Origin of the sequence: Pedobacter sp. BG31 (genome assembly GCF_042464845.1) — a bacterium.
In the GTDB taxonomy this organism is placed as follows: Bacteria; Bacteroidota; Bacteroidia; order Sphingobacteriales; family Sphingobacteriaceae; genus Pedobacter; species Pedobacter suwonensis.
This window is the reverse complement of the sequence record NZ_JBHNZK010000006.1, coordinates 135,690-149,733: the sequence shown is the minus strand read 5'-3', so window position 1 is coordinate 149,733 and position 14,044 is coordinate 135,690. Positions and strand designations below refer to the sequence as shown.

General features: G+C 39.5%; 13 protein-coding genes. 10 read left to right on the top strand and 3 right to left on the bottom strand.

The annotated features are described in order from the left end of the window. Window positions 1-122 precede the first annotated feature (122 nt). The 6 genes from ACFE6N_RS09980 (at window position 123) to ACFE6N_RS09955 (ending at window position 6,954) form a co-directional block, all read left to right on the top strand. The gene (locus ACFE6N_RS09980; protein WP_378936043.1) at window positions 123-1,010 is read left to right on the top strand and encodes an AraC family transcriptional regulator; all 888 of its coding nucleotides are present in this window, start codon (window positions 123-125) and stop codon (window positions 1,008-1,010) included. A 725-nt stretch (window positions 1,011-1,735) separates the two neighbouring features. Further along, window positions 1,736-2,572: a fumarylacetoacetate hydrolase family protein gene (locus ACFE6N_RS09975; RefSeq protein WP_378936041.1), complete on the top strand. Its 837-nt coding sequence runs from the start codon at window positions 1,736-1,738 to the stop codon at window positions 2,570-2,572. 129 nt (window positions 2,573-2,701) lie between these two features. Further along, the gene (locus ACFE6N_RS09970; RefSeq protein WP_378936039.1) at window positions 2,702-4,417 is read left to right on the top strand and encodes an IlvD/Edd family dehydratase; all 1,716 of its coding nucleotides are present in this window, start codon (window positions 2,702-2,704) and stop codon (window positions 4,415-4,417) included. Window positions 4,418-4,423: 6 nt separating this feature from the next. Continuing rightward, window positions 4,424-5,737 carry a gluconate:H+ symporter gene (locus ACFE6N_RS09965; RefSeq protein ID WP_378936037.1) on the top strand — a complete coding sequence of 438 codons (1,314 nt, stop codon included), beginning with the start codon at window positions 4,424-4,426 and terminating at the stop codon, window positions 5,735-5,737. 139 nt (window positions 5,738-5,876) lie between these two features. Continuing rightward, window positions 5,877-6,443: a Crp/Fnr family transcriptional regulator gene (locus ACFE6N_RS09960; protein ID WP_378936035.1), complete on the top strand. Its 567-nt coding sequence runs from the start codon at window positions 5,877-5,879 to the stop codon at window positions 6,441-6,443. Window positions 6,444-6,501: 58 nt separating this feature from the next. After that, window positions 6,502-6,954, top strand: coding sequence for a hypothetical protein (locus ACFE6N_RS09955; RefSeq protein WP_378936033.1), 453 nt, complete (start codon window positions 6,502-6,504; stop codon window positions 6,952-6,954). Window positions 6,955-7,308: 354 nt separating this feature from the next. On the opposite strand, the gene ACFE6N_RS09950 is transcribed toward ACFE6N_RS09955, so the two are convergent. Next, entirely contained in the window at window positions 7,309-7,896 is a 588-nt protein-coding gene (locus ACFE6N_RS09950; RefSeq protein ID WP_378936031.1) for a hypothetical protein, read from the bottom strand. A gap of 4 nt (window positions 7,897-7,900) precedes the next feature. After that, window positions 7,901-8,812, bottom strand: coding sequence for a HEPN domain-containing protein (locus ACFE6N_RS09945; protein WP_378936029.1), 912 nt, complete (start codon window positions 8,810-8,812; stop codon window positions 7,901-7,903). A 341-nt stretch (window positions 8,813-9,153) separates the two neighbouring features. Here ACFE6N_RS09945 and ACFE6N_RS09940 point away from each other — a divergent pair, with 341 nt between their 5' ends. The 4 genes from ACFE6N_RS09940 (at window position 9,154) to ACFE6N_RS09925 (ending at window position 12,974) form a co-directional block, all read left to right on the top strand. Further along, window positions 9,154-9,387, top strand: a complete 234-nt coding sequence (locus ACFE6N_RS09940; RefSeq protein WP_378936027.1) for a helix-turn-helix domain-containing protein — start codon at window positions 9,154-9,156, stop codon at window positions 9,385-9,387. A gap of 66 nt (window positions 9,388-9,453) precedes the next feature. Then, a complete protein-coding gene (locus ACFE6N_RS09935) occupies window positions 9,454-9,729 on the top strand; it encodes a helix-turn-helix domain-containing protein (protein WP_378936025.1) in 276 nt (91 codons plus the stop codon). A gap of 79 nt (window positions 9,730-9,808) precedes the next feature. Further along, complete coding sequence (locus ACFE6N_RS09930; protein WP_378936023.1) at window positions 9,809-12,046, top strand: S41 family peptidase; 2,238 nt, start codon at window positions 9,809-9,811, stop codon at window positions 12,044-12,046. Between the two features lie 250 nt (window positions 12,047-12,296). Next, window positions 12,297-12,974 carry a hypothetical protein gene (locus ACFE6N_RS09925; RefSeq protein WP_378936021.1) on the top strand — a complete coding sequence of 226 codons (678 nt, stop codon included), beginning with the start codon at window positions 12,297-12,299 and terminating at the stop codon, window positions 12,972-12,974. A gap of 55 nt (window positions 12,975-13,029) precedes the next feature. Here ACFE6N_RS09925 and ACFE6N_RS09920 read toward each other — a convergent pair whose 3' ends face one another. Further along, entirely contained in the window at window positions 13,030-13,227 is a 198-nt protein-coding gene (locus ACFE6N_RS09920; protein ID WP_378936019.1) for an NAD(+)--rifampin ADP-ribosyltransferase, read from the bottom strand. Between the last annotated feature and the right edge of the window lie 817 nt (window positions 13,228-14,044).

The window sequence follows — 14,044 nt, the reverse complement described above, 5'->3', positions numbered from 1 at the left end:
TGAAATAAATCCGACAGCTACCGGATCAGGGTGACGACCGCTTTAGATCAGAAAGCTGATTTAAGCGGCCAAAAGGTCATATTAATCATCGAACTCAGGTTTATAATTAACCAAACATAAACATGAAGGCTACTTTAAAAAAGACTACTCCAAGCCCGGAGCATTCTTTTAATATTCACAAGGATATCGGACATGCGATATTAAGCGCCTGGCATTATCATCCCGAGTGCGAATTATTAGTGGTTAAAAGAAGCTATGGCACCTGCCTGATTGGCGACTACGTTGGTCCTTTTAAAAATGGCGACGTATTTTTATTTGGCTCAAACCTGCCACATACTTTCCGATGCGAACAGGAATACATGCAAAACGATACCGAAAAAGTGGGAGAAACCATCGTGGTTCTTTTTCAAAACAATACCTGGGGCGATAAATTTTTGAATCTTCCTGAAATCAGTCCGATTGTTAAACTGTTAAATACCAGCAAGCTGGGTTTGCGTTTAAAAGGGGTAACTAAACGAAAAGTTGGTAAAATAGCGGAAGAAATGCTTAACGAATCGCCAGCCCGTAAATTAATCAGTTTGTTATCTGCTTTAGAAATCATAGCGGCTACGAAAGAATATGAAATGATATCGTCAAACGGATTTAACCTGGAAGTAAACAGCATCGACCAGAGCCGCATTAATACCATTTTCGAATATACTTTTAATAACTACCACCAAAAAGTAGCATTAGAAGAGGTAGCTGCCCTGATTAATATGGGAAAACACTCTTTTTGCAGGTACTTTAAATCCAAGACCAAAAAAACATATATCCAGTTTTTAATGGAAGTGAGAATTGGAAATGCCTGCAGACTGCTGGTAGAAGAGGAATTTAACATGACCGAGGTTGGCTATGCCTGCGGTTACAACAATATCTCCCACTTTTATCATCAGTTTAAAGCACTAACGAAAAAAAATCCGATGGATTACCGGTCAAATTATCTTAAAACGGAAAAGAAATTTACCGATTAGCCGTTTATGTTTGCCACGGAAGCACGAAAAACACGGAAAAACCTTAATTTTCCTCCGTGACATCTATGTCTCCGTGGCTAATTGATTTTTGCACTTAGTTTAAAGGCAACTCTCCTGTACTTAAGCTTACGCCCGTTTGGAAACGAGCGTTGAATAATAATGTGTTTTAAACACAAATGGTAAAATCGTTAACTACTTCCGCACTCGTTAAAACGAGTGCATGCCTAAGCATTATGTTTGCCACGGAAGCACGAAAAACACGGAAAAACCTTAATTTTCCTCCGTGACATCTGTGCCTCCGTGGCTAATTAATTTTTGCACCTATTTTAAAAGCAACTCTCCTGTACTAAAGCTCACGCCCGTTTGGAAACGAGCGTTGAATAATAATGTGTTTTAAACACAAAATGATAAAATCATTAACTGCTTCTGCATTCGTTAAAAACGGATGCGAGCGTTTAATTGATGCACGCCTACACATATCCTCTTTTCCAATACGCAATGAAGAATTAAGCCCCAAAACTCACGTTAATTAATAACGATCAGATTCACCCCAATCAACTCACGCCAACCCGTAACTTTACTATCGCAGCATTTTATTGTATTATATTAACATTATGCTGCAAATGTGTTTTAAAAGCACTTATTTGCTTTAGTATTTACCGCCTGGATGCGTAAATTAGTTCAAATCTAATTTACTATCCAACAACTAAACCGAATAAATTATTATGAGAATCTATAATACCTCGAGCGGGATTATCATCAACCACCATAACCAATATTTCTTAAGCAAAGAAAACAACTGGGACACATTTGTGAACAGGAGCAATCTCTTTACCGCAATAAGTAGCGAGTTGCAATACCTTGAGCCTGACGAAGATTTACAAGCACTCACACATACTGCTATTTTAACCCCCATCGGTAACCAGGAAGTATGGGCATCTGGCGTAACTTATTTCCGTAGCCGGGAAGCCAGAATAGAAGAATCAAAAGATGCAAAGGGCGGCGATTTTTATGCCAGGGTATATGATGCAGACCGGCCCGAACTTTTTTTTAAATCACCAGCTTACCGAACGGTGGGCTCAGGAGAAAACATACGCATCAGGGCAGATTCTAAATGGAATGTGCCTGAACCGGAACTGACGTTGTTTATTTGCTCAGCAGGCACTATAGAAGGTTATACCATCGGTAATGATGTATCGTCAAGAGATATTGAGGGCGAAAATCCGCTTTATATACCACAGGCAAAATCATACAATGGCGCTGCCGCCTTAGGTCCCTGCCTTTTGGTGGCAGAGAAACCCATAGATCCGGATACCCATATCAGCATCGAAATCACCAGAGCTGCTGCTGTTATTTTTGAGGAAGAAATCTCCATTAACCAGATGAAACGTAAGCATACCGAATTGGTAGATTACCTGTTTCGGGAACTGGATTTCCCTCATGGAACGTATTTGATGACCGGTACAGGCATTATCCCCGCCGATGATTTCACTTTACAAAGCGGAGATACCGTAAAAATAACCATTGCGGAGATTGGTTCGCTGATCAATGTGGTTGCCTGATTAAATACGGGCAAACAAACAGCGGGTTGCCAGCAATTGCCAGCGCACATGAAACGATAAGTTTAATACTTGTCTGACCGCCAAAATCTAAATAAGAAGATAAAATAACGCACATAGTATATTCTGGATATGAAACCATATAGAAGTTCAACCTGGTTTGGAAAAAAAGATAAAATGGGCCTCATCTACCGCAGCTGGATGAAAAACCAGGGCATGCCCGAAGACATGTTTGACGGCAGGCCGGTAATAGGGATCTGTAACACCTGGTCTGAACTGACGCCCTGCAATGCCCACCTGCGCGATATTGCGGACAGTGTTCGTCGCGGGGTATTGGAGGCGGGAGGCTTCCCGTTAGAATTCCCCATCATGTCATTAGGTGAAACGCTTTTAAAACCCACTGCCATGTTGTTCCGTAACCTCGCCAGTATGGATGCCGAAGAATCCATCAGAGGCAACCCTATTGACGGTGTGGTATTATTAACGGGCTGCGACAAAACCACCCCTTCTACCCTAATGGGTGCAGCGAGTGTAGATTTACCGACCATTGTAGTGCCAGGCGGGCCGATGCTGAACGGAAAATACCATGGCCAGGACATTGGCTCCGGAACCAGTGTATGGAAGCTGACAGAGGAACTAAAAAGAGGCGAAATTACTTATGATGAATATGCAGAAGTAGAAAGCTGCATGTCGCGCAGCCCGGGCCATTGTATGACGATGGGAACCGCTTCCACTATGGCCTGCATGGTAGAAGCCCTGGGTATGAGCCTCTCTGGCGGCGCCTCTATCCCTGCAGTTGATTCCCGGCGCAAACGGCTTGCCCAGCTATCAGGCAGGAGAATAGTTGAAATGGTTAAAGAAGACTTGAAAATTTCTAAAATACTCACACGCGACGCTTTTGAAAACGCCATTAAGGTAAATGCTGCCGTAGGCGGTTCCTCCAACTTTATTATCCACCTCACTGCTATTGCCGGGCGTATGGGCGTAGCACTCAATTTAGATGATTTTGATGATATTGGCAGCAAAATGCCCCTTCTGGTTAATCTGATGCCATCAGGAAAATTTTTGATGGAGGATTTTTACTATGCCGGTGGTATACCTGCCGTTTTAAAACAGATGCAATCGGTGTTAAAAATGGATACCCTGACGGTAAGTGGGAAAACGCACGTAGAAAATATTGGTAACGGAGGCATCAATTACAATAAGGAAGTGATTTATGAATTTGAGCAGCCCATTATTCCCGAAGCCGGAATTACCGTATTAAAAGGTAATTTAGCCATCAATGGAGCCGTGATCAAGCCATCGGCAGCAACGCCAGCTCTAATGCAGCACCGGGGCCGGGCTGTTGTATTTAAAGATATTGAGGATTATCATGCCAGAATTGATGACCCTGACCTGGATATCGACGAAACCTGTGTAATGGTTTTACAAACGGTTGGTCCGGTTGGCTATCCGGGTATGCCCGAAGTGGGCAACATGACCTTACCCAAAAAATTGCTCGACAGGGGCATAACCGATATGGTCAGGATCTCTGACGGCAGGATGAGTGGCACCGCTTATGGTACAGTTGTACTGCACGTATCGCCAGAGTCGGCCATTGGCGGCAATTTAGCCTTGGTAGAAAACGGTGACATGATAGAACTGGATGTAGCCAACAAACGGATCCATCTTGAAGTGAGTGACGAAGAATTGGCCATCAGGCGAAGTAATTGGGTACAGCCTCCCCCCCTTGCCACACGTGGTTATGCCAACTTATACATTAAACATGTACAACAGGCCGATAAAGGTGCTGATCTGGATTTTTTGGTAGGCGGGTCAGGATCAACCGTAACCAGAGACTCCCATTAAAGCAACATGGACGTACTGATTCTTTTGGGCTGTATCTTAATGCTGGTACTGTTAATTGCCTGGGCAAAGGTGAATACTTTCCTGGCCTTTTTAATCGTATCGGTAACGGCCGCTTTACTATTGGGTATGCCCGCCACGCAGATTCCGCAAACGGTTAATAAAGGATTGGGCGATACCTTAGGGTCATTGTCCGTCATCATCGTTTTGGGCGCTATGCTTGGCAAACTCGTGGCCTTTAGTGGTGCCGCGCAAAAAATAGCCACGGTATTAAAAAACACCTTCGGCTGTAGATACATCACCTGGGCCATGTCGTTAACCGGTTTTATAGTGGGCATCCCCTTATTTTATAATGTTGGCTTTGTATTGCTCATACCCATTATTTTTTCAGTAGCCTACAATTATAGGTTACCGCTGGTATACGTGGGTTTACCCATGCTGGCCTCGCTATCGGTAATGCATGGTTTTTTGCCGCCGCATCCATCGCCCATGGCTTTGGTAAGCCAGTTTCATGCAGATTTGGTGAAGACCTTTATTTATGGTTTAATCGTGGCCATACCGGCTATCATTATTGCAGGTCCTGTTTTCGCAAAAGCATTAATCAAAATGCAATCTAAGCCAACAGTTACGTTAAAGGCCGATGACTTACCCGATCATGAATTGCCTGGGATTACAAACAGTATAATTTCTGCATTGTTACCGGTATTGATCATTTTAGGCACCATCCTGATCGCCAGGCTATGTAGTGACCATATCGCTGTGGTAAATGTTGCCAGGTTTATCGGCGATCCGACCATTGCCATGATATTAACCATTTGTATTGCCACTTACACCCTCGGGATGAGGTTAGGCAAAAAGCTAACCGACATTATGACCATTTATGTTGAGGCTGCAAAAGATATCGCCATGATCCTCTTCATCATCGGAAGCGCAGGTATTTTAAAACAGGTATTTGTAGAAACCGGTGTAAGCAACAGCCTTGCAGTCATTTTGCAAGGGTTAACGCTTCCGCCTTTGTTATTGGCCTGGTTAATCACCGCAGTGCTAAGACTTTGCCTGGGTTCGGCAACCGTTGCCGGCCTCACGGCTGCCGGCATTGTTTATCCGCTTATTGGGCCTCATGGTGCCGACCCCAATTTAATGGTACTCGCTGTTGGTTCTGGGAGCCTGTTTTGCTCTCACGTAAACGACTCCTCTTTTTGGCTGTTCAAAGAGTATTTGGGATTATCTATCAAACAAACATTTTTATCCTGGTCGCTGATGGAAACGCTGGTTTCTGTGATCGGGATTATTGGGATATTGGTATTGGATCAGGTGAAGTGAAATTGTGGGATTGGAGGAGTTTTATACATTTTGATTGAGTTATTTTGGATATGGTTGTAATTTTATAGCTTAGGCCTTTATAGGGTTGTTATTTGTAACCAGCTGTAGAAGATTGCATGAATAACCATTTTTTGTCTGTATGGAACATATTAGAAAACAATTTGAAGAAATCTATCCATTGAGTGATCAGGACTGGCAATCCTTTTATGCCAAATTAACAAAACAGGAATTTTCGAAAGGTAGTCTAATATTAAAAGAAGGGCAACAGGAAAATTATCTTTCGTTTATTGAACGGGGCATGATTCGTTTTTACATCCCAGGAATTGATAATGACTTGACCTTTGGTTTCAGTTTTGAAGGCGAGTTTACAAGTGGATATGATTCCTTTCTAACGAGAACGGATTCTCTATATGCAATTGAAGCGCTAACAAATACAACACTATGGCGCATTACCTATAATGATTTGCAGACCATTTATAAAACCACCAGCATGGGCAATGTAATTGGTAGATTTTTCAGTGAGCGATTATTTTTATTAAAATTTAAACGGGAATTATCGTTGCTACGTGATACTGCAGAACAGCGATATATGAAACTGTTCGAAGAGCGGCCGAACCTAATCCAATATATACCACTAAAATATATTTGTTCTTACATCGGAATTACTCCACAGGCATTGAGCAGGATACGAAAGCGTATTTCTTAACATAGGTTCATTGTTTCGTTTTTGTTCTACTTGCATCTTTGTAGAAAAAAAGAAAAAAATGAAACCATTACTTGTTCTTCTTATCGTATTTATTATATCAATTATTATTACAAAAATTGCTTTTGGGAATTATAACTTCGCTTTATCAGGAAGAATTTCCTTATCAGCAATGCTGGTATTTACAGCAGTTGGTCATTTCGCATTCAATAAGGGGATGACTTTAATGGTACCTGATTTCATACCTTTTAAAGCTGCTCTTGTTTATCTGACAGGAATTATTGAAATCCTGTTTGCTATTGCACTTTTCTTTCCAGCCTATCGGATACCAGCTGGTTGGTTGATTATTGTTTTTTTGTTATTGCTGCTCCCCTTCAATATCTATGCCTCTATAAAGCATATCGATTATCAGAAAGCAACCTTCGATGGCAATGGAATAGGGTATCTTTGGTTTAGGATACCGTTACAAATCGTATTTATTTTATGGACTTATTTTTCCACTATAAAACATTGAGTCAAACACTGGCAATGCTTGGTCTTTATTTTGGTCTGTGATTAATCATACTAATATTTTTAAGTTACCGGTTTAAAAGTGCTTTTCTTATGCTGTTTCAGCAAATACCTTTTTCTATCCTGTTCAGAGAAGATTGCATAATAGCAAGGTAGGAAACCGCTTTAGCCAGGTAATATAATTCACGCATCAATTATCATAAAAACCTTCAAAACCAACAACTTTAAGTCCCTTATTTTTATATAATTCCGCTGGGGTTGGCTTAGTCTTTCTTCGCCCGAACGCAGTTCCTGGTCTTTTCCGCATCGAACCAACACGCATAACATGTTGATATTTTGAATTATATAATGTACAATTTTAATCACCATCCTTTACCCGCTCCCTGATCAGCCAGGTAGCCTCGAACAATTTAACCAACTGCTCGTAAACAGTAATGACTTCAAATTTAGACAGCCTTTCCTCCATAAAGGAGGGGTTAAGCGCATCATGAAGCCACGTGTGTAGGATTTTTTTGTACCCATCCAAGTGATAAATCCTGAACATTTTCTTGAGTACAGATGAAGGCTTTACGATCTCCCGAATGCTCAGGTTTTCTGGATAGTTCCGCAGTTTCTTCCCTTCCTTTTTGATGTAACATTTTGCGGATTCCCTCTCCGTTTTGTCGTCGAAGTCAAGCCTGCCAGGCTTGCGGCCTTTTAAGAGCCAGGCGGCTTCGATCAGCTTGATGATCAGTTCGTAATGGTAAACAAGTAAGGCTGGGCTACACTTTTTTGGTTCTTCAGATTCAAACGCGGCATCGTTTCGCCAGCGTTTCAGCATCTTTAAATGATCGGGCAACCATGCGTGGCTGAAAAACTCATGTATTACTTTTATCGGATCCGCTGTTTCATCATGGTTAAGATAAACGATCCGGTTATCTGTTGTGTTTTTTGCCTGCTTCTTCATCGCCTTAAATATTGGTCTGTAAACTTTTTTCGATCTGTACATGATCGGTGTTTTTTAAGGCTGCATCATCTGATGCCGATTTAGCGAGCAGTGCTATTTTTTCGCTGCACATCTCCTTGGCCAGCAAAATAAAAGAAGCCGCCCTGTGATAAAGATGTTCCGCATCGTGCCTCAAGACCGTAAAATCATCTTTATAACGTGAACCAGAATAACTTTTTGCCATGATATCAAACAATCGTTCATCTTCGGGAGTAGAAAGGAAAAGTTGAAAGGGCTTTTCAGAAAAGCAAGTACACAAACGGAGCAGGCGGTAAAGGTTATGGAACTCCGACCGGTAAGCAATATGAACCCTCAACAGGCAGATACAAGTTTGTTCTACAGCCTGATGTAGCATAAAGGCACAAATCCCGAACTGTTCCTTCTCCAAACACTCAGATGCGCACATCAGAAACCCATCAGCCAGCGGTATGCGATGTTCGTAATGTCTTGTTGCCTTGATTGCATCTTTGATTGGAATAAATGGAGGTACTGGATCTTTATTTAATAATCCATCCTTACTATAAAGCAGTTTTCCATAGTGAAGCACGCCAATAAAAAAGCGGCTGTTTTGCTGTACCGCTTCCATAACCGATTGCCTGCTATGCCCAATCACAGTTATCGTTCCATACTGATAAAAAGCATTGGCAAAATCCTGCATTTCGTAATCTATTCGGGTTGCCGTTTCGGTAATTGCCAACAGGCAATAATCACATTTAAAATGATTTTGATTATCGTTAAAACAGCCTTGTAAGTGATAGTTATAACTATTCTGCGAAAAACTGAAGATCTGTAACGGGTCGAACTTCTGAGCGAGCCGATGGATAAAAGCCCTGAAATGGACAGCCTGTTCGGCTTCTGGTGATAATTTTGGTTCCATATTGATCTCATTTAAGTTTCTTTCAAATGAGTCTTGGAAGTGGACGGCACAAAATAAGGCGTGGAACCCACTTACCGTAACTGAGGTCGTAGGAGACCGGAACACGAATAAGCAGGCCCACGCCTTTGACGTGAGCACTTTTTCACCTATTCCTCGTGTTCTTTTGAAATTTCCTACGTTTCAGTTACGAGACTCTAAGTGCGAAATGCTTCAATATTTTTAAAAAGAAGTTATCGCAAATTTAGCTTTTTATAGCTTTAAATTTATTAATCAAATATAAAAAGAAGCAGTGGTATATCCAAATATACCACAAGTATTTTTGATAAATCTGATATTCAACAATGGAATCAGATAATTTAGATGACTTGAAAACTAAGCTTGGTGATCGTATAAGATCATTAAGAGAAGAAAAAGGTGTAAGTATCAGGAAGTTTGCTTTGCTAGCTGGTATTGAACATCCCCAACTGATTAATATTGAAAAAGGCAGAATAGATTTGAAACTAAGTACACTATACAAGATCAGTAAAGCTTTGGATATTGAATTATTTAAACTATTTAAATTTTCTTCAAAATAAGGCTGCAATTAAAATGGCATTAAGAAAAACGGTCATAATTTATCTAAAACAAGTTTATTTTTCTCTTTGATTTTTTATAATTTTATTTTAAAGGTTTCTATTTGGTTTGTGAAGTATCTAAAAGACGAAGATTTTATAAAAAAATTTGGCCAAAAGCTTAAGCAGGTGCGAGAGAGCAAAGGCCTTTCTCAAGAACAGCTATCATTACTAACTGAAGTATCGCAAAGCCAGATTGCTAGAACGGAACTCGGACAGGTTAATACGAGTATTAGCCATGTTTCTACTTATGCTAAGTTTTTGAAAGTAGATCCAAGGGAATTATTTGATTTTTCAACTATTTAAGAATAACCCTAAGTTTACTTTACCATTTATACTAATTTAATGTCTTCCAAAGGCGCATAAAACTCTAATTAAAAAACTAATGCTTTCAAAAACAAGTAAACTAACCATTGCGATACTGCTGGCATTTTCATTTGTACAGAATGCTTGTGCGCAACCCAAGGTGACACAAACACTAAATCTAGATTTCGAACAGCACCGAAACGGCTTCCCTTCACAATGGACAACATTTGGAGATGCAGCATACAAATTTTACGTAGACTCAGTGCACAAGAAAAGCAGAAAATTTTCTGCTGTTGTAGAGCGTACTGGTAGCAAAAAGAGTTTTGGAGCGCTGTCGATAACCCTTCCCGCCAACTATGAAGGCAAATCTATTCGCTTATCTGGTTTCATAAAAACAGAGAACGTAAGTGAAGGATATGCTGGTTTATGGATTCGTATAGATCCACAGATCGGTTTTGATAATATGTCTAACAGAGGTGTTACAGGAACTACCGACTGGGCTCCTTTTGAAATAAATCTTCCACTTAACCCAAAAGAAACCAAACAAATAGTTCTCGGTGGCTTATTGGTAGGCAAAGGAAAAATGTGGCTGGACGATCTAAAGATAACAATCGATGGAATGGACTTAGGCGATCCAAAAATAAAGACCTTCCAGAAAGAAATATTTGCTGCCCAAGCTGATAAAGCTTTTGATGATGGTTCGAAAGTTACTTTTCCTCCACTAAATCAAGATTTAATCCATAACCTTGAGCTTTTGGGAAAAGTTTGGGGATTTACAAAGTATCATCATCCAGAAATTGCAAAAGGCAAATATAACTGGGACTATGAACTTTTTAGGTTCCTGCCAGATTACATAAAAGTACAAAACAAACAACAACGGGATAACCTTCTTACCAACTGGATCAAAAATTATGGTGTGCTGCCGGTGTGTAAAACCTGCAAAGCCGCCCCGGGCAATGCTGTATTAAAACCCGATTTATCCTGGATCAGTAACACAGGCTTATCAGCCAACTTAAAAAATCAACTTAATGATCTTTACAATAATAGAAACCAAGGCAAGAACTACTATATCTCACTTGAACCTGGTGTAGGAAATCCGAACTTCTCCAATGAAAATCCTTATTCAGCATTGACCAATCCAGATGCCGGCTTTAGGTTGTTATCGCTCTATCGTTACTGGAACATGATCAATTATTTTTTTCCATACAGGCATATTACCGATAAAAAATGGGATACAGTACTGAAGGAGTATATCCCAAAGTTCCTGAATGCCGATGACAAACTCTCATATGAACTTGTAGCCGTACAGCTGATTGGAGAAGTTAACGATACCCACGCAAACTTATGGGGAGGACGGGAAAAAAGTACTGCGCTAAGAGGAACGAAATTTGCAGCCTTTAAAGCAGAATTTGTGGAGAACCAACTGGTGGTTGTCGATTACTTTAATCCAGAATTTTCAGAATTGTCTAAAGTGAAAATCGGTGATGTAATCACACATGTTAATGGTAAGACAATTAATTCGTTGATCGATAGTTTAAAACCTTATTATCCAGCCTCTAATGGCGCGGCCAGGCTTAGAGATATGTCTATCGACCTTCTACGTAGCCCAAACAATACGATTTCCTTAAATTACCTCTCTGACGGTCAGAAACGACAAGTTAACGCGCCAACTTATGAGCGGAAGAATTTACGCATGTACCATTGGTACAAGGTAGATAGCAGCCAAAAATGTTATAAGTTATTACCGGGAAATATTGGCTATATTACGCTTGCCAATATTAAACAAGAAGACATTCCGGAAATAAAAAAGACTCTTAAAGAAACGAAAGGTATTATCATCGACATCCGTAATTATCCCAATACATTTGTTCCATTTTCCCTTGGTTCTTATTTCTTAACTGAGCCGACTTCATTTGCAAAGTTCTCAACAGGAAATCCAGACAATCCTGGAGAATTTGTTTTTCTGGAAGGGGATAAAATTCCCGGCGACAATAACAAATATAAGGGGAAGCTGGTTATACTTGTCAATGAGAATTCGCAAAGTCAGGCAGAATATACGGCAATGGCGTTCCGTGCGGTAAAAAATACCACTATAGTTGGAAGTACGACGGCTGGCGCCGATGGCAATGTTTCGACTATCTTTTTACCTGGTGGACTTAGAACCATGATCTCCGGCATTGGCATTTACTATCCAAATGGAAAGGAAACACAACGCGTAGGTATCGTTCCTGATATTGTAGTAAGGCCAACTATAAAAGGTATAAAAAATGGAAAAGACGAAGTGCTGGAACGAGCAATTAAAGTGATCACCCAATAGATCGTCATTGTGGTTGCTTTTTAAACGCTAATAAAAGCGAGTGATAGACTCTTTTCTATTTGGTAAGGAGCAAGGTTTGCACAAAAGATTATCGAACTTATTTTGTTATTTATTCTGATGATGATCCAGCCAAAGAAAACAAGTCATTTAGTTATATGGATGATTGGAAATACTGATATTCTGTATAGTGTGACAATAACGATATTAAATAATATAGATACAAAATGAGCTTATCTTATAGAAAGGGAAAATGGATTGGAGATTCAATAGCATCTGGTGGGAACAGTTAGAACAGGAAACAATATTTAGAAAGAATTTTAAAGAACCTCATACATGGATTGCGGATAATAATCTTTCTAATTCTGAATACGCAATTATCTGGCATTTAAAAGAAAAACTAAGCTCATTTGGAAACCTTACTGAATCTGATAAGTTATTGTACCTTGAATTGAACTTGGCTAATATCAAAAACTTTATTGGAATTGAAAAATTTAGCAACTTAAAAAGACTTGAGCTGCATTATTGTACCAAACTGGCAAGCGATACCGGCTTGATGGCCTTAAAAGACTCCTTAGAATTTTTACATATTAACCGAAGTAAGAAGTTTGTACCTACCGAAGAACTTCTTTCCCTCAAAAAAATTAAAGTTTTGTGCTTAAATGAATGCGGAGACATCGATAATCTCAACTTTTTAAGCAACTTTCCAGAGCTTATTGATTTCCGTTTCGTTAACACCAATATTTTAGATGGAAATCTTCAGCCAATCCTTGACCATCCTACGATAAGATCTGCAGGCTTTTTAAACAAGCGACACTACAACTATAAAAATGAAGAAATCGACTCATTATTAGAGGATAAATTTGCAGACGACAATAAAATCTACGTCTATAAGGGTGAATATTGGACATTTAGATATGATTATGGGTAGTGGAAGCAAAACCTGAATGATCTTTGAACACTTGCTCCTTGATAAATTAACACTATCAATTAATAATTTCTCCTTTATTATTGGCTAACTTCTCACGCCATTGCTGTATTTGTTCAGGCGTTTGTTTTAACCACTCTGTCACCTCCCCGGTAATTTTTAACGGTGCCTGGGTACGGTAAAAACGCGTTAAATTACCAGGAAACTTTTTGTTGGTCACCCCTCTGTCCGTTAGCGTTAAGCATAGCGTCTCCACGGATATTAAGGACCTTATAAACGCTAATAAAAGCGAGTGATAGACTCTTTTCTATTGCTAATCCGTAGAGCCCTATGGAACTTTAAGACAAGGTAGGGGCTTGCCATTATGACTAACTTGTTAAAGGCAATAAATCAATTCACATTCTTTGAACCATACTGCTTAAACGAATATTGATAGGAACCTACCACAAAAGGCAGTATTTTTGGATAAGCTTAAAGCTAGACAGAAAAATAAAAATGCTGTTAAGATTTGCTGATATTAAAATTGCAGGTGATAGCTTTGTGGGAAATAAGGCGTGAGATATGAAATCTAGAAAAACCATTTATTTTTTTGTTATTGCATATGTACTATGTTTTCTGCAATGTTACCTTAGTATGCACGCCTATGCAAAAGAGCTATCCGCAATATGCCTAAATTGTATTTTTTATACGGAAATATTGATGACTAGTTTATTAATTATATTTATATTTCCTGTAGCGTGGTTACTCAACATGTTTAAGTTTAGCATCAAAATAAGATATATCATCGGTTCGATATCTTTTTTTATGCTATCTTATTTGGTCAATATCAGCATCTTCGACTCCAGGGTAGCTTCATGGAGTTCATATTCACACAAAGATGTTATAATCAGTGTTTTTTTCCTTGCTTATCCTTATTTATCGGTTTCTGTACTATTATTTTGGTTAGCCACCAAAAAGTTAAACTTACTCAGTTATATGCCAAATAGCCCTGCTTAATTATTTTTTAAAAATGCCCCTCTGTCCGTTAGCGTTAAGCGCATCGTCTCTACGGATATTAAGGAACTTATAAACGC

Coding starts and splice junctions, on each gene's coding strand:
- ACFE6N_RS09980 (WP_378936043.1), top strand. CDS start 123: ATGAAGGCTACTTTAAAAAAGACTACTCCAAGCCCGGAGCATTCTTTT.
- ACFE6N_RS09955 (WP_378936033.1), top strand. CDS start 6,502: ATGAAACCATTACTTGTTCTTCTTATCGTATTTATTATATCAATTATT.
- ACFE6N_RS09965 (WP_378936037.1), top strand. CDS start 4,424: ATGGACGTACTGATTCTTTTGGGCTGTATCTTAATGCTGGTACTGTTA.
- ACFE6N_RS09975 (WP_378936041.1), top strand. CDS start 1,736: ATGAGAATCTATAATACCTCGAGCGGGATTATCATCAACCACCATAAC.
- ACFE6N_RS09940 (WP_378936027.1), top strand. CDS start 9,154: ATGGAATCAGATAATTTAGATGACTTGAAAACTAAGCTTGGTGATCGT.
- ACFE6N_RS09945 (WP_378936029.1), bottom strand. CDS start 8,812: ATGGAACCAAAATTATCACCAGAAGCCGAACAGGCTGTCCATTTCAGG.
- ACFE6N_RS09930 (WP_378936023.1), top strand. CDS start 9,809: ATGCTTTCAAAAACAAGTAAACTAACCATTGCGATACTGCTGGCATTT.
- ACFE6N_RS09950 (WP_378936031.1), bottom strand. CDS start 7,896: ATGAAGAAGCAGGCAAAAAACACAACAGATAACCGGATCGTTTATCTT.
- ACFE6N_RS09925 (WP_378936021.1), top strand. CDS start 12,297: ATGGATTGGAGATTCAATAGCATCTGGTGGGAACAGTTAGAACAGGAA.
- ACFE6N_RS09960 (WP_378936035.1), top strand. CDS start 5,877: ATGGAACATATTAGAAAACAATTTGAAGAAATCTATCCATTGAGTGAT.
- ACFE6N_RS09970 (WP_378936039.1), top strand. CDS start 2,702: ATGAAACCATATAGAAGTTCAACCTGGTTTGGAAAAAAAGATAAAATG.